This window comes from Ignatzschineria sp. RMDPL8A, from assembly GCF_029815055.1.
Classification (GTDB): Bacteria; Pseudomonadota; Gammaproteobacteria; order Cardiobacteriales; family Wohlfahrtiimonadaceae; genus CALZBJ01.
Genome location: NZ_JAPPWA010000002.1, coordinates 860,102 through 880,378, shown reverse-complemented (window position 1 = coordinate 880,378; position 20,277 = coordinate 860,102). Strand labels below are relative to the sequence as shown.

General features: G+C 47.0%; 16 protein-coding genes. 12 read left to right on the top strand and 4 right to left on the bottom strand.

Annotated features, from left to right (window positions below; translation table 11 throughout):
* The first annotated feature begins 77 nt into the window (after nt 1-77).
* Nucleotides 78-2,903 carry an excinuclease ABC subunit UvrA gene (gene uvrA / locus OXI21_RS05485; RefSeq protein WP_279618556.1) on the top strand — a complete coding sequence of 942 codons (2,826 nt, stop codon included), beginning with the start codon at nt 78-80 and terminating at the stop codon, nt 2,901-2,903.
* Nucleotides 2,904-3,022: 119 nt separating this feature from the next.
* Here the strand turns inward: uvrA and OXI21_RS05480 are convergent, their stop codons facing one another.
* From OXI21_RS05480 to sufU, 3 genes are all read right to left on the bottom strand, one after another.
* A complete protein-coding gene (locus OXI21_RS05480; RefSeq protein ID WP_279618555.1) occupies nt 3,023-5,191 on the bottom strand; it encodes a pilin in 2,169 nt (722 codons plus the stop codon).
* A 39-nt stretch (nt 5,192-5,230) separates the two neighbouring features.
* Entirely contained in the window at nt 5,231-5,539 is a 309-nt protein-coding gene (locus OXI21_RS05475; protein ID WP_347815515.1) for an iron-sulfur cluster assembly protein, read from the bottom strand.
* Between the two features lie 177 nt (nt 5,540-5,716).
* Nucleotides 5,717-6,178: a Fe-S cluster assembly sulfur transfer protein SufU gene (gene sufU, locus OXI21_RS05470; protein ID WP_279618553.1), complete on the bottom strand. Its 462-nt coding sequence runs from the start codon at nt 6,176-6,178 to the stop codon at nt 5,717-5,719.
* 238 nt (nt 6,179-6,416) lie between these two features.
* Between sufU and accD the strand changes: the two genes are divergently transcribed.
* The 10 genes from accD to plsY all read left to right on the top strand — a co-directional run bounded on the left by accD (nt 6,417) and on the right by plsY (nt 17,527).
* Nucleotides 6,417-7,289 carry an acetyl-CoA carboxylase, carboxyltransferase subunit beta gene (accD, locus tag OXI21_RS05465; protein ID WP_279618552.1) on the top strand — a complete coding sequence of 291 codons (873 nt, stop codon included), beginning with the start codon at nt 6,417-6,419 and terminating at the stop codon, nt 7,287-7,289.
* 7 nt (nt 7,290-7,296) lie between these two features.
* Complete coding sequence (locus OXI21_RS05460) at nt 7,297-8,631, top strand: bifunctional folylpolyglutamate synthase/dihydrofolate synthase (protein WP_279618551.1); 1,335 nt, start codon at nt 7,297-7,299, stop codon at nt 8,629-8,631.
* Nucleotides 8,615-9,499 carry an SPOR domain-containing protein gene (locus OXI21_RS05455; protein WP_279618550.1) on the top strand — a complete coding sequence of 295 codons (885 nt, stop codon included), beginning with the start codon at nt 8,615-8,617 and terminating at the stop codon, nt 9,497-9,499. The genes OXI21_RS05460 and OXI21_RS05455 overlap by 17 nt, the downstream gene beginning before the upstream one ends.
* Before the next feature lie 27 nt (nt 9,500-9,526).
* On the top strand, nt 9,527-10,207 hold the full coding sequence (locus OXI21_RS05450) for a CvpA family protein (protein ID WP_279618549.1): 681 nt from the start codon (nt 9,527-9,529) through the stop codon (nt 10,205-10,207).
* A 121-nt stretch (nt 10,208-10,328) separates the two neighbouring features.
* Nucleotides 10,329-11,021 (top strand): bifunctional 2-polyprenyl-6-hydroxyphenol methylase/3-demethylubiquinol 3-O-methyltransferase UbiG, encoded by a 693-nt coding sequence (gene ubiG, locus OXI21_RS05445; protein WP_279618548.1) that lies wholly within the window; start codon nt 10,329-10,331, stop codon nt 11,019-11,021.
* Nucleotides 11,018-11,743, top strand: a complete 726-nt coding sequence (locus OXI21_RS05440; RefSeq protein WP_279618547.1) for an SDR family NAD(P)-dependent oxidoreductase — start codon at nt 11,018-11,020, stop codon at nt 11,741-11,743. The genes ubiG and OXI21_RS05440 overlap by 4 nt, the downstream gene beginning before the upstream one ends.
* A gap of 43 nt (nt 11,744-11,786) precedes the next feature.
* Nucleotides 11,787-13,265 (top strand): pitrilysin family protein, encoded by a 1,479-nt coding sequence (locus OXI21_RS05435; RefSeq protein WP_279618546.1) that lies wholly within the window; start codon nt 11,787-11,789, stop codon nt 13,263-13,265.
* Nucleotides 13,266-13,267: 2 nt separating this feature from the next.
* Entirely contained in the window at nt 13,268-14,587 is a 1,320-nt protein-coding gene (locus OXI21_RS05430; protein WP_279618545.1) for a pitrilysin family protein, read from the top strand.
* Between the two features lie 360 nt (nt 14,588-14,947).
* Nucleotides 14,948-16,897: an ATP-dependent DNA helicase gene (locus OXI21_RS05425; protein WP_279618544.1), complete on the top strand. Its 1,950-nt coding sequence runs from the start codon at nt 14,948-14,950 to the stop codon at nt 16,895-16,897.
* A 30-nt stretch (nt 16,898-16,927) separates the two neighbouring features.
* Entirely contained in the window at nt 16,928-17,527 is a 600-nt protein-coding gene (plsY, locus tag OXI21_RS05420) for a glycerol-3-phosphate 1-O-acyltransferase PlsY (RefSeq protein WP_347815514.1), read from the top strand.
* Between the two features lie 113 nt (nt 17,528-17,640).
* Here plsY and rpoN read toward each other — a convergent pair whose 3' ends face one another.
* Nucleotides 17,641-19,104, bottom strand: coding sequence for an RNA polymerase factor sigma-54 (gene rpoN / locus OXI21_RS05415; protein ID WP_279618542.1), 1,464 nt, complete (start codon nt 19,102-19,104; stop codon nt 17,641-17,643).
* A 416-nt stretch (nt 19,105-19,520) separates the two neighbouring features.
* Here rpoN and OXI21_RS05410 point away from each other — a divergent pair, with 416 nt between their 5' ends.
* On the top strand, nt 19,521-20,204 hold the full coding sequence (locus tag OXI21_RS05410; protein WP_279618541.1) for a response regulator: 684 nt from the start codon (nt 19,521-19,523) through the stop codon (nt 20,202-20,204).
* The last annotated feature ends 73 nt before the right edge of the window (nt 20,205-20,277 follow it).

The window sequence follows — 20,277 nt, the reverse complement described above, 5'->3', positions numbered from 1 at the left end:
AAGAACAGACCTGTAGATTTCTACATTCAACGTCAGATTCCCCGCTCGGTGCGGGGATTTTGATTTAAGGATAATTTATGGACGATATTATCATTCAAGGGGCTCGCACCCACAATCTTAAAAACATCAATCTCACCCTGCCGCGCAATAAACTGATCGTGATTACCGGGCTTTCGGGATCGGGCAAATCGTCGCTCGCCTTTGATACGCTCTACGCCGAAGGGCAGCGCCGTTATGTGGAATCGCTCTCGGCTTACGCGCGCCAATTCCTCTCAATGATGGATAAACCCGATGTTGATCACATTGCCGGATTATCGCCCGCGATCTCCATTGAGCAAAAATCCACCTCCCATAATCCGCGCTCAACGGTGGGCACGGTTACTGAAATTTACGACTATCTTCGCCTCCTTTTCGCGCGGATCGGTACGCCCCATTGCCCAACGCATAAACTCCCGCTCAATGCCCAAACCATCACCCAGATGGTGGATATGACGCTCGAACTCTCCGATGAAAAGCGCCTCATGCTGATTTCGCCCATTATTCGAAATCGAAAAGGCGAGCACGCAAAACTCTTCGATGAGCTCAAAGCGCAAGGATTTTTGCGAGTGCGCATTGATGGTGAGGTCTATGAGATCGACCAAATTCCCACGATCAATCCCAAGCAAAATCACACCGTTGATGTGGTGGTTGACCGCTTCCGCGTTCGTCCCGATCTTGCGCTACGTCTGGCGGAATCGCTTGAAATTGCGCTCGATCTTTCCGATGGGCTGGCGCAAATTGTCGATATGCAAAGCGGTGAAACAGAGCTCAGTTTTTCCGCCAATTACGCCTGTCCTGAGTGCGGATTTTCCATTCCGGAGCTTGAGCCGCGTCTCTTCTCGTTTAATAATCCTGCCGGTGCTTGCCCGAGTTGTGAAGGGTTAGGCGTGAGCCAATTTTTCGACCCGGATAAAGTGATCACCTCGCGCTCGCTTCCGCTCTCTGATGGCGCGATTCGTGGCTGGGATAAAAATTCCGCCTACTATTTTGCCATGCTCCAATCCCTTGCGGCGCACTATCAATTTAATATCGATACGCCCTTTGAGGAATTGCCGAAAAAGATCCAAGAGATCGTGCTTTACGGCAGTGGCAGTGAAGAGATCGAATTTCACTATGTGACCAATCAAGGCAAACGCTCTATTCGCATTCATGAATTTGAGGGGATTTTACCCAATCTTGAGCGCCGCTATCATGAGACCGATTCGCAGGTGGTGCGTGAAAATCTTACCCGATTTTTAGCGACGCGCCCTTGCCCGAAATGTCACGGGAGCCGATTAGGGGAAGCTGCGCAAAATATCTTGATTGCCAATAAAGCGATCCATCAAATTACCGCCCTTCCCATCGATGAAGCGCTCGACTGGGCTAAAACTGTCGAACTCAAAGGGGCGAAAGCGGAAATTGCCGATAAGATCTTTAAAGAGATCGTCGAACGCCTTGGCTTTTTAGTCAATGTGGGGCTCGATTACCTCAATCTCTCCCGTTCGGCGGAAACCCTCTCAGGTGGTGAAGCGCAGCGGATTCGTCTTGCCTCTCAAATTGGTGCGGGACTGGTGGGCGTTCTCTATGTACTCGATGAGCCGTCGATCGGCCTTCATCAGCGCGATAATGATCGCCTCTTAAAAACGCTTATTCACCTCCGCGATCTTGGCAATACCGTCATTGTGGTGGAGCACGACGAAGATGCCATTAACGCCGCAGACTATATCGTCGATATTGGCCCTGGTGCAGGGGTTCACGGCGGAAATATTGTTGCGGAAGGCACCCCACTTCAAATCAAGAAAAATAAACATTCCCTCACCGGCGCCTATCTCTCAGGGCGTAAAAAAATTGAGGTGCCCACAGAGCGCACCGCGCCCGATCCTGAACGATTTTTAGAACTTGTGGGCGCAACCGGCAACAACCTTAAAAATGTCACCGCAAAATTCCCGCTCGGACTCTTAACCTGCGTTACCGGTGTTTCAGGATCGGGGAAATCAACGCTCGTCAATGACACGCTCTATGGCGCCATTGCTCGTGCGCTCAACGATAATCATAGCGTTGAGATTGCCCCGCATAAGGCGCTTAATGGCCTTGAGCATATTGATAAGATTGTCAATATCGACCAGAGCCCGATTGGGCGAACGCCGCGTTCCAATCCCGCTACTTACACCGGACTTTTCACCCCCATTCGTGAGCTCTTTGCCGGCACACCAGAAGCGCGGGCACGGGGCTATCAACCGGGGCGTTTTAGTTTTAACGTGAAAGGCGGCCGCTGTGAGCATTGTCAGGGCGATGGCCTCATTAAAGTGGAGATGCATTTCCTTCCCGATATCTATGTGATGTGCGATGAGTGTCACGGGAAACGCTACAATCGTGAGACCCTTGAGATCAAATATAAGGGAAAAGCGATTAATGAAGTGCTCGATATGACCGTGGAAGATGCGTGCGAATTTTTCGAAGCGATTCCTGTGGTGCATCGTCGCCTTAAAACCTTGATGGATGTGGGCTTGAGCTACATTACTCTCGGGCAAAATGCGACCACCTTATCCGGCGGTGAAGCGCAGCGGGTCAAACTCTCGCGCGAACTCTCCAAACGCGATACCGGAAAAACGGTCTATATCCTCGATGAGCCCACAACTGGCCTCCATTTTGATGACATTGCTGAGCTATTACAAGTGATTCATCATCTTCGCGATCAAGGCAATACCATTATCATTATTGAGCACAATCTCGATGTGATTAAAACCGCCGATTGGATTATCGATCTTGGCCCTGAGGGCGGCGCTAAAGGCGGTGAAATTCTTATTTCAGGCACACCGGAAGCGGTAGCAAAATGCAAAAAGAGTTATACCGGGAAATTCCTTGCGCCATTCCTTAAAAAGTAAACGAGTAAGCATATAAAAATCAAATAACCGGATACCGGATATGAAAAAGCCCGTAACGACCTCAATTAAGAGTCTTCGTTACGGGCTTTTTATTGTTTCTGTTTTACTTTAATTAAAAATTAAAAACGGCAATTCGCAGGAAGATAACGATCGGCGATGTCGATGGAATAGCAATTCCAAACTACCGAGCCCCAGCCATCCTCAGTCGCGCTGCCTTCCAAAATAACCGAACCATAATCGAGCATTTCATCAAAGTGAATTAGAATCACATTTTCATTAATCTCTACGCCGCGCACCGCATTACTGCGAATCGTATCTGCCGGTAAAAGTCCCGCGGTTTGATTATCCGCAGGCCACTCACCCATGGTTGCGTAATACTCTGTCGCCGCCGCTTTTGCCGCTGCCGAGAGCATCAATCCTTCCGCCACCATTTGACGCTTACCATAATCTTGGTACGCCGGAATCGCAAACATGCCCGCAACGTCCACCATATAGAGCTGCGCATAGGTCGAACCGTAGCCATAATCGTAATCGGTAGGCAACAATTCATATTGATAGCTCCAGCCGAGATACTCTTTGGTCCAATCGAGCGAAATATTAACCTGTGACGACTCTTTCACGCGAAGATCGCTGTAGAGCGGGAATTCATTTAAATTCACCGGCACATTCATCTCATCGCCAAAAACTTGGAGACGCTCAAGCAGGCCGTAATAATACTTCTGATACGCGCCTTTGACATTGATTGTACTGCCTAAGAATGCATTCTCGGAGCGGTAGCTATTCTCTTTTAACCATGGCGCTACTTTAAATTTCGCTTTTTTACGCTCAATTAATGGCTGTGGAATCGAATTCACAAATACCCAATCATTATCTTCCACTAAATAGAGATGGCTATCCGGGGTGAAAAATTGATTCATAACGCCGAGGTCAACCCATTTAGCCAATAAGAAACGCGCCACAATCACCCCATCACGCGCTTCGGGCTCCGCCTCTGAAAAAGCAAAATCAATCAGTTCGCGGTAGCTTTGATTATTAAAATGGTAATGAGTCACGCCGGATTTTTTCTCAGCGGATTCTGCCGATTTTTCAAGTGCGCTTGCGAGCTCTTTATAGGCCGCTTTATCACGAATGCGGATAGCGGTATTATCGCCTGAATCATCTTTATAGACGGCAATATCCGGGCCAAAGGCTTTCACAAAGAGCGCACTATCAAAGCCAAGTTTTTTATCCAATTCAGCTTTGAATTTCTCTTTGCCAATGCGATAAGCCTCTTGCTGATCAACTTCTAGAAAATTAAGAATGTGATTTTCAAAGCTGTTCCATTCCGCAATTGAGGGAAGCGTTTGATGCGCCATATATTGCGGCGTTCCGAGCGTTTCAAAATTTAATGGCGTTTTTTCGCTGCCAGAATACCCTAATACTTTTTGCGTATCTCCTTCGATTACAAAGCGAATTTGCCCGCGATTTTCATCGGTTTTACCTGCGCCAAATGAGAGACCTTTAAAATCCGGATGCAACAGCATTGGGAAGAGCGGATTTTCATCCATCATCATAATAAAAAAGGCGAGCTCTTCGGCCAATTGTCCCTTAGGCGCGCTCATCCAGAAAAAGAGTCCATCGCCCGAGGGATCAATGCGCGACTCGGCAACGCTCATTACATTCCCTTCTTTATTAGCGCGGCTATTTAAAGTTTTCTTCCACGCTTCAAGCTCGGTAAGTCCCGCCCCTTTCGATGATCCCATTAAATATAGACGTTTTGCTTTGGTGTCAAAATGGATCGCTACAGCGCCAGCAGCAAGATCGCCTTCAGGGCTTAATTGAATGGTCGGCGGAACGCCTAACGTTTGCAGAAATTGATTGATCTCACGGACCGATTCAAATTCAACGCCGGCCGTTAGATAACCTGAGAGATTTTCAATGCTTTGCCCCACAACGGCCACTTCAAGCGGTGAATTAATGCGGCTTAATAGCGCAATTGCGTAGCTAAATTCAGCGGCATTGCGGTTTACCCCAAGACGTTTTAACGCGCCTTCCACCGTTTTAGGATTTTGGATGGCTGCCGCAAGCGCTTTGGTGGTTTTTTGGAATTCTTTATTGGAGTAGAGGCGGTTTAATTCATTATGATTATTGCTCAGCGTGCCGCCGCTCACTAATTCTGGAACGCGTAAATAAAGGAGCGTATCCTCTTCGATATGCTCCCGTAACAGTGCCCCAGAAGGAGCTGCCAATGCGATGCTCGTTGCAAGTAACGAGCTTAATAAGGTCACTTTAAAAAGTGGTCGTTTCATAGGTACAGCTCCTTTGGCATTTGCCAATTTATTGTTTATTTAGAACATATTGAGTTCCAATTTAGCACGCAACGACATGCGCTCGGGTGTCCAGAAGGGTTCCCATACAAGATCCACTAAACACTCTTTAATTTGCGGAATTGAGTAGATTGCGTTGCTTACCCAGCTCGGCATTTCACCGGCAACAGGGCACCCTGGCGCGGTTAACGTCATGTCGATTTGAACGCGCACATTATCCTCGGTTAGCTCGTTAAATTCAATCGCATAAATAAGACCTAGCTCATAAATATCCACCGGAATCTCAGGGTCGTACACTTTTTTGATCGCTTCGATAATTTTCGGAACCATCTCTTCCGCCGCGCGTGTATTCGCTTCCGTCTGCTCCACCCCTTCTGCAAATAAGATGCGTGGAAAATTGGGATCGTCGGTTTTAATCTCCATTTTATTGTGTCTCCTAAACCAATAAAGCCGCTGGGCGACTCGTTTTTATTTCAAGTTATTTCAATTGTAACGTGTGTATCTCGGTTATTCTTTTTCGCTCTCTACCGCGCCCGATGCGTGATGGATCGCCGCTTGCAAAGCGTGCCAAGGAAGCGTTGCACATTTAACGCGCGCCGGATACTCCCGTACGCCCACCAATGCACTTAGATCGCCAAGATGAGCAAGTTCATTACTCGTTTCATTCGCCTTCACTGCCATTTCAAATGCGGTAAAAAGCGCCTCAATCTCGCCGATCGACTTCCCAATCACAAGCTCTGTCATAATGGAACTTGAGGCCGTTGATATCGCGCATCCTTCCCCTTGAAAGGCCGCCGCTTCCACAATGCCCGCCGAATTGACTGAGAGATAGACCTCAATCTGATCGCCGCAGAGCGGATTAAAACCCTTGCCCGTATGCGTTGCCGGATCGATCACTCGGAAGTTGCGCGGACGCTTATTGTGATCAAGAATCACTTCCTGATACAGCTCTTTAATATCAACACTCATAACAAAATTCTTTCAGCTCGTGTAATTAGCACTAAAAACGTACTAATTATATCGTAAATTGACAAAAATTCGAGAATGATTGGAAAAATATCTCCAAAATCATTTCATGGTAAGATAGCCTATATTTAAAAATTCTGATCGGCGTGACAGGGTCATGCCCGCTAATCTTACGATTGGCTATTTCTCTTTTTTATGAGAAAATCATCCTTCTAAAAAGTTTATTAAAAGGTGTTTACGAATGAGTTGGTTCCAACGTCTTAATCCCATGCGGATTCGCACACAAAGTGCTAAAAAACAAGTTCCAGAAGGTGTCTGGGCAAAGTGTAATTCATGTGATTCGATCCTCTATCAACAAGAGCTCGAGGCGAACTTAAATGTCTGCCCTAAATGTGATCACCACATGCGTCTTTCGGCGCGCAATCGTCTTGAATCATTCTTAGATGAAACAAGCGGAAAAGAGCTCGGTGCAAACTTAGCCTCCGTTGACTTTTTAGGCTTTAAAGATAGTAAACGCTATAAAGATCGTTTAGCCGCGGCGCAAAAATCCACGGGCGAAACTGAAGCGCTCATTGTGATGGAAGGCTCTGTAAAAGGACTTCCGATCGTGGCAGGCGCATTTGATTTTAGCTTTATGGGCGCATCGATGGGATCGGTTGTGGGTGAGCGTTTTAAAATCGCCGGAAATCGTGCGATGGAGCTTGGCATTCCCTTTGTGGTCTTTATCACAAGTGGCGGCGCGCGTATGCAGGAGGGCTTAACCTCACTGATGCAGATGGCCAAAACCTCCGCTGTTGTGGCAAAAATGAATGAAAAAGGACTTCCCTTTATCTCTGTGTTAACCGACCCAACCTTTGGTGGAGTATCGGCAAGTTTTGCGATGCTGGGCGATGTGATTATCGCTGAACCGAAAGCGCTGATCGGCTTTGCTGGCCCTCGCGTCATTGAACAAACCGTGCGTGAGAAATTACCGGAAGGTTTCCAACAGAGTGAATTCTTAATCGAAAAAGGTGCGATCGATATGATCGTTGACCGCCGTGAACTTCGTAACGAAATTTCACGTCTACTTGCAAAATTATCACACTTACCTGAATCGATTGCAGAGGTTCAATAGACCTATTATGCGTAAACAGCTCGATACGCTCGATGCGTGGCTTAGCCACCTTGAGTCCATTCACCCATTATCGATGGATTTTAAATTAGAGCGTATCCGTGCTGTGCTCAAAACGCTCGCAATCGAACCCATTGCCCCGCACGTTATTATCGTTGCGGGCACCAATGGTAAAGGCTCTACCGCGACCACAACGGCGACGCTCTTTACCGAGCAAGGCTATAAAACCGGCCTCTTTACCTCGCCTCACATCAATCGTTTTAATGAACGCATTCGCCTTAATTTAAAAGAAGCGGGTGATGCGCTCATTATGGAAGCCTTTAACGCGATTGAAACCGCTCGTGGCGAGATCACGCTCACCTACTTTGAGTTTGCAACCTTAGCGGCGTTTTACTGCTTTAAAAAAGAAAATGTCGATGTGGCGATTTTAGAGGTGGGCTTAGGCGGCCGCCTGGATTCAACCAATATCACCCGTGCCGATATGGCGCTGATTACCCCGATCGACCTTGATCACACTCACATTTTGGGCGATACCATTGAGAAAATTGCCTTTGAAAAAGCAGGCGTAATTAAAGAGGGCGCGATCGTGATTACCAGCGAAGTCAATCCGCCTGAACCGATCATCACCCAATGCGAAAAAATGGGGGCGACGCGTTATTCCCAAGGCGATGCAATTACGTATGAGATTTTAGAAGATGGGCGTTTTACCTATTCGCTCACCCAGAATTCCACCGCCCAGAATCTCGCAAGCAACCAAGCAAACTCAAAGGAAACGATCGAACTGACGCTGCCTAAATTAAGTCTCCTTGGCCGACATCAATATCAAAATGCGGTAACGGCGATTAGTGCGCTTCTGCTCTCGCCCTTCCCCGTCGATCTAGAAAAAATTGGCTCAGGGCTTTCCCATGTGTCGCTCAAAGGGCGCTTTCAACCGCTTAAAAAAGAGGGTTCACCGGATCTCTATCTCGATGTCACTCACAATCGCCAAGGGGCACGCGTTTTAAAAGACCTCATTGAGAGCTATCCACCTAAAGGCCGTGTTTTAGCGGTTTTTGGTATGCTCATTGATAAAGACCCGTTTGCGGTCACCCATGAATTAAACTCCCACATCGATCACTGGTATTTAACCGGAATTGATGGCGAACGTGGCCAAACGGAAGCGGCGTTGCTTGAGCGAATTGCCACCGAAATTGATCACCGTTATACCCTCACTCACGATGTGCCATCCGCTTGCGAAAAAGCATTAAAGGACGCCTCTAAAGATGATATAATCATCGTATTTGGCTCATTTCACATTGTTTCTGCAGGAATAAATTGGCTTAACGACTATGGCTATCACGATTAATAAAACACTCTTACGTCGCCTGATTGGGCTTCTATTTATTGTGGCAATCGCGTTATTGCTCTCGCCGCTCGTCTTTAAACCAAATCCCAATTTACCGGGGCAAAGCACGCAGATGCTCAGCGAAAATGATCTTAAAAACGAGAAGACCAATCGCTTAGTGATCCCCATGACCACCAAAAATGACGATGGCTCAAGCACCATTATCGTCAAACCCCCTACGGTTGAATTTAAGCCCAAAGAGACCAAACCTGCGCTTCCCCCAATGACGGAAGAATTCCCAGATCCGATGGTCGAGGGCGGCAATAAATCGGTAGTGCCTGAATCGCTTTGGGATAAGATCGAGAGCGAGCCCAAAACTGTGGCAGAAACGCCCAAAACAGTCATCACCAATAAACGCCCGGATCCCCTTCCGGCTGGCCATTCCCTTGCGAAAAAAGAGACCACTAATGCTCAACAAGGGACAAATAACGCACACAATGGCAATCCTGCTACCAACACACAAAAGCAGGCTCAAGCCCAAACAAAACCTAAAGCGGAAGTGAAACCGCCGGCGATTAAACTCCGTTCGGTACAAGAGAATAAACCGGCTACAAAGACACAAACCGCGCAAGCAAGCAAACCCGCTCAAACGGCCGCAGTATCAAGCGGCGGCAAAGGCTGGTATGTGCAAGTGGGAAGCTTTGGCAGTCGCCAAAATGCAAACGCTCGCCATGCCGAGTTTAAACGCCAAAATTTACCGGCGGTCATCTTTGTAGAAGGAAAGTTTAACAAGGTTCAAATTGGCCCATATCGCACCCGCGATGAGGCTGAGCGAATTCAAAGTCGCCTACGCGCTAATAAAATCGATACCACCATCTTATCTCGATAATCTGACTCTCAATAAAGGACCCAAATAGTGGAAGAATTAAATATCATCGATTACATTATTTTAGGCATCATGCTGATTTCGGTGCTCGTTGCGTATACCCGTGGCGTGATTACCGAGGTACTGTCGTTACTTGTCTGGATTGGCGCCATCATTGGGGCAACGCTCTATTTTGAAGATGTGGCGAAAATGCTTCCCAATATTTTATACGATAGCCCTGCCTCAAACCTTGCCGATGCCACCGATCCAAATAATCGAAACGATGTGATTCTCACCTCGATTTTAAGTTTTCTGATCACCTTTTTTGGCCTTCTTTTCATTTTGGGGCTAGTCAATTTAGTGATCTCACTCTTTATTCGTCACTTTAAAATCAACTTTATCGACCGCCTGCTCGGCGCTGCATTTGGCGTTCTTCGCGGGATTTTGATTGTGGCGTTTATCTCGATGTTTATCATTACATCCCCCTTAAGCGATCATCCTTATTGGCAAGAAGCGCGCCTCTCACCAACGGTGACGGAGTGGGCAAACAGCTTATCGACCATTATTCCGGAAGATTTCTTAAGCAAAATTAATAGCCGCAGCCTGCTCGAAGACATTGAAAAAGTCCGCACGAGCACTGAACACACTCGCGGTTTACTCGATCAGGATGGCACCTCTGCCCCTGCCGATTCAACACTCAATCAGCGCCTGATGGAACAAAGTGATCAATAGGCATCGATAAGGACTGATGGTTCTGCGAACATCGTAGAACCCCTGCCTTGCGCTTGAAAAAATGAGGGTTCGCCCTCATTACTTGTTTTTACTCTGCTGAGCGATGGAGAGACTAATCAGTATGAATATTTCACACGACGAAATTAACAAATTTAACGACCAAGATTGGTGGAATGAAGATGGTGATCTTAAAACCCTTCACGACATCAATCCGACCCGCTTTGAATATATCACTTCCGAGATCGATCTCCATGGCAAAACCGCACTGGATGTCGGTTGCGGCGGCGGCATTATTTCTGAAGGATTAGCCGCTCGCGGTGCGAAAGTGACCGCTATTGATATGGCGCCAAATGCCATTGAAACTGCTAAAGCGCATGCGTTAGTGAACGATCTTACTATCGATTATCGCGTCACTACTGTGGAAGAGTTTGCAAAAGAGAACCCTGAGAAATTTGATGTGGTGACCTGTCTTGAAATGCTCGAACATGTGCCGATGCCGGGCTCCATTGTTAAAGCGTGCGCGGAGACCTTAAAACCGGGCGGAATGCTCTTTTTATCCACGCTTAACCGCAACATGAAATCAAAAATGCTCGCGGTTTTTGCGGCGGAACACCTCCTTCGCATCGTTCCGAAAGGCACCCATAACCCCGATTCATTTATCACCCCGCTTGAACTCTATGAGATGTGCGAAATGGCCGGGCTTAAAGTGAAAAGTATCAAAGGCATGCACTACAATCCCTTTACCCGCGTCGCCTATTTAAAAGATGATGTGAGCATTAATTACCTACTCTGCGCTGTGAAGGAGCAATCATGAGCGATACGAAAAAGTTTACTGGAAAAGTATTTATTGTGACCGGCGCATCGGGCGCAATCGGGAAAGAGTCGGCGTTTCGCCTTGCCAATTTAGGCGCAACCGTGATTTTAATGGGGCGTAAAGAGGAAAAACTCAATCAAATTTACGACATTATCGTCGCCCGTGGTAACCCAGAGCCGGTAATTGTCAGCATGGATTTCAATAAAGTGACCTCGGAAGATTATTACGGGCTTGCGCACAATATTGCCCAAGAATTCCCGAAAATCGATGGCATTATCCACACTGCGGTCAACCTTGGAAATCTCGCGCCCCTTGCGCATACCGAGCCCGCAAAATGGGATTTAAGCATCAATTTAGCGCTCAATGCGCCCTTCTATCTCACCCAAGCGATGCTTCCCCTTCTTCATAAGGCAGAGCCTCGTGCGTCGGTGATCTTCTTTGAACACAATGAAGTGGCAAGCGGTAAAGCCTATTGGGGCAGTTACGCCGTAGCCAAAGCGGGCATTGCCACCTTAAAACACCTCTTTGCCGAGGAGTATGAAGCGAGCCAAGCGATCCAATTTAACAGCATCGACCCCGTTCGTATCAATTCTGCACTACAATTTAGTGTATCGCCTACGGGCGCAGAGAATCCGAAGAGCCTTCGCGATGTCTGCAATCTCGTTGAAAAACTGTGCGATACCGAGCGTGAGTACATTAACGGAGAGACCTTCACGCTCTAATTCATCCGTTCGTCAAACCCGACTATCATCTATAGGAGGTTTTATGAGATTAAAAAAATTCACTAAAACAGCGCTTACCTTGTGTGGCGCCGTTTTTGTTTCTAGCATGGTTAATTTTGCGGGCGCAAGCCCTACTGCTCCCTCGAGCTTTGCCGAAAACACGTTTGAGCATCAGCTCGACAATGGCTTAAAAATTATCGTACGCGAAAATCATCGCGCGCCAGTTGTCACCACCATGGTGTGGTATAAAGTCGGCTCGGTGGACGAACCTCGCGGGCTTGGCGGCATCTCCCACATGCTCGAGCATATGATGTTTAAAGGGACCGATACCTTGGGCCCGAATGAACATTCCACCATCATCGCGAATTTAGGCGGTCGAGATAACGCCTTTACCTCCTACGATTACACCGCTTACTTTGAAAATCTTCCCAGTTGGGAGCTTGAAACCGCTCTTAAACTAGAAGCGGATCGCATGCAAAATCTCGTGCTGACGGAGGACGATTTTACGCCGGAGCGATTAGTGGTGGCCAATGAGCGCCGTCAACGCACCGACAGCAGTCCACAAGCGAAATTCTTTGAAGCTTTTAACGCGACCGTCTGGAATACCAGCGCCTATCGCAATCCGATTATTGGCTGGATGCCGGAAATTGAGGCGTGGACGCTTGATGATCTTAAAGATTGGTACGCACGCTACTACGCGCCCAATAATGCAACGCTCGTTGTGGTTGGCGATGTGGATGCGGAAAAAACCTTTGCGCTTGCCGAACACTATTTTGGCGCCATTCCGAAAAGTGAGGGGATCGTTCACCCCAATGAATTTGAGACGGAGCAACTTGGCGAAAAGCGCATTCATCTCAATATTCCTGCCAATATGCCGTTTTTATTGATGGCCTATAAAGTCCCGAGCATCAATACCGCAGAAGATAAAAATGATGTCTACGCACTTCTTCTAGCGAGTACGATTTTAGATGGGCTCGATTCATCACGCATCACCAAACGCCTTGTCCGCCAAGAGCAGATCGCGCTTAGCACCGGCAATTATTACAGTTTTGATCGCCGTTACGACACCACGGTACTCTTTAGCGCTGTACCCACTGCCGGCGTTTCACTGAGTGCCATTGAAGCGGAGATTAAAGCGGAGATCGCGCGCCTGCAAACGGAAAAAGTGAGCAAGGCAGAACTGAAACGCATTATCAATCTCTACCGCGCGTCGGAAATTTATGGCCAAGATTCCATCTATCAACAAGCGATGATGCTCGGCAGTACCACGACCACCGGCGAAGGTTGGCAAAATCGGGAAAAACTGCTCGATGAGCTTGAAAAAGTAACGCCCGAAATGATCCAAGAGGTGGCGCAACGATACTTTATCGATCAGCGTCTCACCGTCGGCCTGCTTGAACCAAAGGCACTGCCAGAATCTGAGCCTGAATCTGAATCTGATCCTGCAATGGAATCTGCAATCGAACCCGTGACGGAATCCACCGATACGAAAGAGTCCACCGATGAATCCCAAGGAGCTTAACGATGAAACGATTATTGAAATCACTCGCGACCATCGCATTAACGCTGGGTCTGCTACTGAGTGCCAACGCTATGGATAAACCCACCACCTGGACCACCGAAGAAGGCGCAAGCGTCTATTATCTCAATCTGCCAGAGCTCCCCATTCTCGATCTGATTATTGCGCTCGATGCGGGGAATTTCCGTGCAGGGGATCAACATGGGCTCGCCTCTTTGACCGCATCACTCCTTGTGAAAGGAACAAAAAATCAAGATGAAGAGACGCTCATTGAGACGATGGAAGGCTTAGCGACCTCCATTACCGCCGGCAGTAATATGACGCAAACGACGATCCGTTACCGCTCGCTCACCGATGAGGAAGTATTAACGCCGTCCGTTGATCTGCTGTTAGAGATTTTAAAATCGCCCCGCTTTGATGAAGAGACATTCAATCGAGAAGTTGCGCAAATTATCGATGCTCAAAAAGCGCGCCTTGATAATCAAAATAGCCTTGCAAGTGAAGCCTACTACGCGATGCTCTACCCCGGGCAACATCTTGGATCGACCTCCGAGATGCTCGTGGAATCGCTCAAAAAGCTCACTACCGATGATCTAAACGCCTTTAAAGAACGTTATTATCACAGCAATAATGCAAAGATTATTATCGTCGGCGATCTATCTCTCGCCGAGGCGAAAACACTGGCCAATCGTATTAGCGAGACCCTTGGCACCGGCGAGGCTCAACCGGCCATTGATGAAACGCCCCTTCCTAGCAAAGGTGAAACGAAAGTGATCGCCTTTGATAGTCCGCAATCGCGCATTATGATGGGCCACCCTGCGATCGATCGCTTTGATCCCGATTATTTCGCGCTCTTTGTAGGCAATCACGTCTTAGGCGGCAGTGGATTAACCTCAGAACTCATGATGGATATCCGCGAAAAGCAAGGGCTCACCTACGGCATCTATAGCTATTTTGCGCCCTCGTTTTTAAAGGGGCCGTTTACCATTTCGCTCTCGACCACCAATCAAGATGTCGATCATGCCATTTCTGAGACGAAAAAGCTCGTTAAGCGCTTTATTGAGGAAGGCCCGAGCGAAGAGGCGTTGACCCGCGCGAAAAATAATCTCACCGGGAGCATGGCCCTCGATCTCGATAGCAACATGAAGATGGCCAGCGCACTTCTCTCCATTGCCACCTATCAATTACCGCTCGATTACTTCGAGCAATATGCCGATAACGTCAATAATGTGACTCGCGAGATGATCCAAGCGGCGTTTAAAAAGCATGTGGATGTGGAAAAATTGAGCACCGTCATTGTCGGCGGCTATCAAGAAACGCCCTAATCGACACAACTGACTTATCCCAAGCTTTCCACATTGTCTGTGGATAAGTTTTGGGATAGGTTTATAATAGCGGTCAAATCCATTGATATGAGAGGGGTTTCAGAGATGATCAAAAATCAGACACTAAAATCCCTTTCTGTTTTATAATTAAAAATGTCAAGCGAATTGATGGTGAAATTTCACCCAGAGCCCTTCTCCACAACTCTCCACAATGCCTGTGGATAAGGTTTGGGATAGCTCTCGAGCAAGTAGTTAATCCATTGATCTGATGCGCCTATTCAGTTTTGCGCGAAAAATAGACAAATTTAAGTTTTTATTCTTTTCACTCAAAGTCAAGCAGTCATTGCGCAATATTTAATCATGAGCAAACACCCAAACGCGATCACCTCCTTTTTCGGCCCCGACGGCGAATTGAGCCAAGTTATTTCCGGCTATGAGCCGCGCGAGCAACAGATCGAAATGGCGGAACGCGTCTATCAAGCGATCAATTCGAGCGAGACACTCGTTGTTGAAGCGGGAACCGGAACCGGAAAAACCTTCGCCTATCTCGTCCCCGCCCTTCTCTCCGATGCAAAAGTCCTCGTCTCAACGGGAACTAAGCATCTGCAAGACCAGCTCTTTGAGAAAGATATTCCCCTCATTCGCTCGCTGATTAAAAAACCGATTAGCACAAGCCTTCTAAAGGGACGCGCCAACTATGCTTGCCTCTATCGCATTCAATCGGTGCGCAGTCGTGGGCGCTTTGAAAATAAAAAACAGGTGGAGCAATTTTATAAGATTGAGCGCTTTGCCAATCAAGACATTCATGGCGATCTTACCCAGCTTTCCGGCATTACCGAGCACGGGCTCTGGCCACAGGTGACCTCAACGACGGAAAATTGCCTCCATAATGAGTGCCCAAACTTTGAGGATTGTTTTGTCTTTAAAGCGCGTAAAAAGGCGATGGAATCGGATATCGTGGTGATTAACCATCACTTACTCTGCGCCGACTTTTCTCTTAAAAACGAGGGATTTGGCGAAATCTTACCGGATGTTGATGTAATTATTATCGACGAGGCCCATCAATTAGCGGAAACCGCGAGCCTCTTCTTTAGTACGCAACTCTCCACCAAACAATTTCAAGATTGGGTAGATGATCTTAATCGCGCCATTGCCGTGGAAGCACCGGATTTTAGCGGACACGATACCGCGTGCGATGCGCTGTTTAAAAAGATTACCGATCTACGCCGTGCGCTTCCGCAAGTGAACCAACGTTTTGCTCTCGCAGAATTTGAAGCGAACCCCATCATCACAACGCTCTATAGCGACATTCATTCAGTGCTTGAAACACTGGTCACGATCACAAAGCCCCTTGCCTCACGCCATACGGTGTTTACCAAAATGATCGATCGGATTGAGGAGTTAACGCTCCGCTGGAAGCGTCTTCTTCTTGCAACTGAAGAGAATAAAAATGCCATCAATTGGCTTGAAACTTATACCTTTCATGTGGGCTTTAATTCAACCCCGCTCGATATCTCCGATCATTTCCGCCAAAATAGCCAAAAACTGCAAGCAAGCTGGATTTTCACCTCTGCGACCCTTGCCGTTCGCGATGATTTTAACTATTTTTGTCGCCCGCTCGGGCTTTCCACCGAGAATACCTTAAAGCTCGATAGTCCCTTTGATTATCCGCGCATTTCGCTCCTCTATCATCCGCCGGGACTTCCCAATCCAAGCGATGCCAATTTCCTACCGGAGATGATTGAAGCCTCGCTCCCGGTGATCGATGCCGCTAAAGGGCGCACCTTTATTCTCTTTACCAGTTATCGCGCGCTCAATGAGGCGCATACACTCTTAAAAGATCGCACCGAATACCCGCTCTTTGTCCAAGGAGAGATGCCGAAGATGGCACTCATCGAGGCCTTTCGTGAAGCGGGCAATGGGATTTTGCTTGGCACCATGAGCTTTTGGGAAGGGGTGGACGTTAAAGGCGATGCCCTTGCTTGCGTGATTATCGAGAAATTCCCCTTTGCCTCACCTGGCGACCCGATTGAGCAAGCGAAAATTGATCTGCTTCGCAGTCAGGATAAAAACCCTTTTATGCTCTATCAACTGCCGCGCGCGATTATTTCGCTCAAACAAGGGGTCGGACGATTGATTCGTGACCCGAGCGATTATGGTGTGCTTGTGATAGCCGATCCGCGTCTTTCCACAAAACGATATGGCGTTCAATTTCTCAATAGTCTGCCGCCGATGACCAAAACCCTTAAAGAGGAACGGGTCTATCGTTTTTTTGACTATATGGAAAAAAAGCGTCAAACTAGCGACTAATTTTTCACTTTCCAACGAGTTCCAATGAACATGAATTTACTGCTTCCCGCGCTGATCTTTTTGATTAGCTATCTTGCTGGCTCCATCTCTTCGGCGATTATTGTCTGCCGCGCCTTTGGACTGCCCGATCCCCGTACAACCGGATCAAATAACCCAGGCGCCACCAATGTTATGCGTCTTGGCGGGAAAAAAGCAGCGATTATTACTCTCGTTGGCGACCTTCTCAAAGGACTTATTCCCGTTGCGATCGTCAATCTCTTAGCGCTATCACCGCTTGCGCTCGCGCTCTCGGCACTTGGGGCATTTTTAGGCCACCTCTTCCCGATCTTTTTTGGATTTAAAGGCGGAAAAGGCGTAGCAACCGCATTTGGGGCGATTTTAGGTTTAAGTCCTCTTGTGGCGCTTTGCGCTTTTGGAACGTGGATTCTCGTATTTCTGACCACAAAAATCTCATCGCTCTCCGCCCTTACCGCGGCTGTGTTAGCGCCCCTTTTTCTCTATCTCTTTAAAGCCCCCTTTGAAATCGTTATTGTGGTGATTATGATGGATCTTCTCCTCATCTATCGCCATAAAGCCAATATCTCGCGCCTTCTCAAAGGGGAAGAGGGAAAAATGAATTTGAAAAAATAGGCAGATCGATCAAAATGCTGATCGACCGAAACACGGATCAAAAAACGCGATGGCTTTAAAAGGCGCATCGCGTTTTTTGTATCGGCTGTTATATCGATTACGTTCCTAGAGGATCACTCAATAATCTCATCACGCTTTGCAAAGCTTTTACGATCGGTGGAACTTGGAATTCCTAACACATCGCGATATTTTGCCACGGTACGGCGCGCAATTTTATAACCATGCTCTTCTAAGAGTGTCACCAGTTTCGCGTCGCTATAGGGCTTTTCAGGGTTTTCTTGATCGATAATTTTCTGCAATTCTGCACGAATCGCCACCGCTGAGGCATCTTCATCCCCGTCAGCACTTGAGAGCGCCACTTGATTGGAAAAAAAGAATTTAAGCTCATAAGTCCCCGTCGGGCAGAGCATATATTTACCGTTTACCGCGCGCGAAATGGTCGATTCACTAAAATCCAAACGATCGGCAATGTCTTTGAGTTGCAGCGGACGAATTGCACTCGCCCCTTCAAAGAAAAATGCCCGCTGAAAACGCACAATCTCTTCGGCTACCATCAGCATCGTATCAAAGCGGCTATGAATACTGCGGATAAAGCCCTGCGCATCGCTTAAATGGGTGCGGAGCATCGAGCCATCTTCATTGGCAAATTTCGCAATGGTGGCATACTCTTTATTGATGCGAAGTTTCGGCACTACCTCATCGTTGAGCGCCACATTAATCAAGCGTCCATCGAGGGTGACAATAATTTCAGGGCGAATCCCACCAACGTTTGATCCGCCAATTTTATAACCCGGTTTGGGATCAAGGCGTTGCAACTCTCCTAAAATCACGCGGAGCAGCTCTTCATCAATCCCTAAAAGACGGCGTAATTTTGGAATATTGAGGCGTTCAAGATCTTTTTTACCTTTTTCAAGGAGCGTCACGGCATGATCGGCCCAATAAGGGCGCGGGGTGAGATCATTAATCTGATTGACCAAACTCTCTTCCACCGAACGTGCGGCAATGCCGGAAGGTTCAAAGGCTTGAATCCGTTTTAACACCGCTTCCATCTCAGCAATGGTGATATCCGCATAGACTGTCTCGAGCCACTCTTTAATCTCATAGAGCGAGGTTAAAAAGTAGCCCTCGTGATTAATTTCACTAATAATGCACTTACCAATCGTACGTTCACGCTCGGTAAATTGACTCACTTCGAGTTGCCACAAAAGATCCTCGTGCACCGTAGTCCGATGGGCTTCCGTCAATTGATTGAGCGGATCATTCTCCTCATCAGGCCCTGTGCTATAGCTCGTCTCACCGCCGGAATAATAATCCCAATCGGTCTCGACAGTGACGCTGCCCTCTTCATCAAAATCAAGGCTCTCATCACCACTTTTTTCTTCAAAATGTTCTTCAAGCGACTCAAGAGGCTCTTGGTCGCGCTCGTAGTCATACTCAAGCATGATATTAGAGTCGAGAAACTCATTAATCTCTAGCTGAAGATCTTGCTGATTGAGCTGTAAAATGCGAATCGCTTGCTGCAACCCTTGGGTCATTGCAAGGCGCTGCTTTATCGCTAACCGTGTCTGTAACTTCATATTCTCCTAATAAATGCATCTTCTATGATTACAATAAAGGCTTTCGTCCTTGACCTAACTCTTTATTATACAGGGAATGATTCGCCTTTGGTCACTTTATCTTTAATCTATGCTTACCTTTTGACCGCATTCATCGACAAAAATTTAAGTTTGTATACAATTAGATATTAAAATTAATTATTAATAGTTATTGTTTTTTATCAAATTTAATTTACTATAACTTTCAATAGCGATCGATTCTTTACTAAACTTACTCTGAGTCATCTAGTTCATATTGAAAGGGGATTAAAATGATTAGGCTTATGCGTTTAGTGGAAAATTACACTTGTTTTTTATAATTTGACTTATACAATGCTCTATAGGATTGTATACAAGTTAGTTTATTTGATGGATTATTAAGGAAGGTTAATCAAACCATGTTACAGAAAAATAATAAAATACTTCTCGTTGACGACGATAAAGAATTTACCGCCCTACTAGGTGAGCATTTATCTCGCGATGGATTCAATGTTTCCGTGGCCCACGATGGGAAAGAAGCACTGGTATTAATCGATGAAGACGACTATCACCTCTGTATTTTAGATGTGATGATGCCCCGCCTTAATGGAATTGAGACACTTAAAGTGATCCATCAAAAATATCCTGCGATGCCGGTCATTATGCTTACCGCAAAATCAGAGCCGATCGATCGGGTGGTCGGTCTTGAGCTTGGTGCGGATGACTACGTCTCAAAACCCGCTGAACCCCATGAGCTAAGCGCCCGCATTAAAGCGGTGTTACGCCGTACTTATAAAACCTTTGACGATGATGAAGAATCGCAGAATGATAAGATCGATTGGGACGATAATAAACGACTTTTTTACATTCACGGTGAAGAAGTGTTACTCACCGGCATCGAATATGAAGTTTTAAAAGTCCTTGCCACGAACTTAGGCGAGGTGGTCTCAAAAGAGGAGATCTCTGAAATTGCACTGCAACGAACCCTTAAACCCTTTGATCGTAGCCTAGATGTGCATATTTCTAACATTCGTAAAAAAATTAGCGAACTCGGCATCACCATTAAAAGTGTCCGTGGACGCGGGTACCAATTGATCCTTTAAATTGTCTACACAATTCTTAACAAAATTAACATTATAAATCGCCCATTAACCTCTATATATTATTCGATGATAT

Coding starts and splice junctions, on each gene's coding strand:
- uvrA (WP_279618556.1), top strand. CDS start 78: ATGGACGATATTATCATTCAAGGGGCTCGCACCCACAATCTTAAAAAC.
- OXI21_RS05480 (WP_279618555.1), bottom strand. CDS start 5,191: ATGAAACGACCACTTTTTAAAGTGACCTTATTAAGCTCGTTACTTGCA.
- OXI21_RS05475 (WP_347815515.1), bottom strand. CDS start 5,539: ATGGTTCCGAAAATTATCGAAGCGATCAAAAAAGTGTACGACCCTGAG.
- sufU (WP_279618553.1), bottom strand. CDS start 6,178: ATGAGTGTTGATATTAAAGAGCTGTATCAGGAAGTGATTCTTGATCAC.
- accD (WP_279618552.1), top strand. CDS start 6,417: ATGAGTTGGTTCCAACGTCTTAATCCCATGCGGATTCGCACACAAAGT.
- OXI21_RS05460 (WP_279618551.1), top strand. CDS start 7,297: ATGCGTAAACAGCTCGATACGCTCGATGCGTGGCTTAGCCACCTTGAG.
- OXI21_RS05455 (WP_279618550.1), top strand. CDS start 8,615: ATGGCTATCACGATTAATAAAACACTCTTACGTCGCCTGATTGGGCTT.
- ubiG (WP_279618548.1), top strand. CDS start 10,329: ATGAATATTTCACACGACGAAATTAACAAATTTAACGACCAAGATTGG.
- OXI21_RS05440 (WP_279618547.1), top strand. CDS start 11,018: ATGAGCGATACGAAAAAGTTTACTGGAAAAGTATTTATTGTGACCGGC.
- OXI21_RS05435 (WP_279618546.1), top strand. CDS start 11,787: ATGAGATTAAAAAAATTCACTAAAACAGCGCTTACCTTGTGTGGCGCC.
- OXI21_RS05430 (WP_279618545.1), top strand. CDS start 13,268: ATGAAACGATTATTGAAATCACTCGCGACCATCGCATTAACGCTGGGT.
- OXI21_RS05425 (WP_279618544.1), top strand. CDS start 14,948: ATGAGCAAACACCCAAACGCGATCACCTCCTTTTTCGGCCCCGACGGC.
- plsY (WP_347815514.1), top strand. CDS start 16,928: ATGAATTTACTGCTTCCCGCGCTGATCTTTTTGATTAGCTATCTTGCT.
- rpoN (WP_279618542.1), bottom strand. CDS start 19,104: ATGAAGTTACAGACACGGTTAGCGATAAAGCAGCGCCTTGCAATGACC.
- OXI21_RS05410 (WP_279618541.1), top strand. CDS start 19,521: ATGTTACAGAAAAATAATAAAATACTTCTCGTTGACGACGATAAAGAA.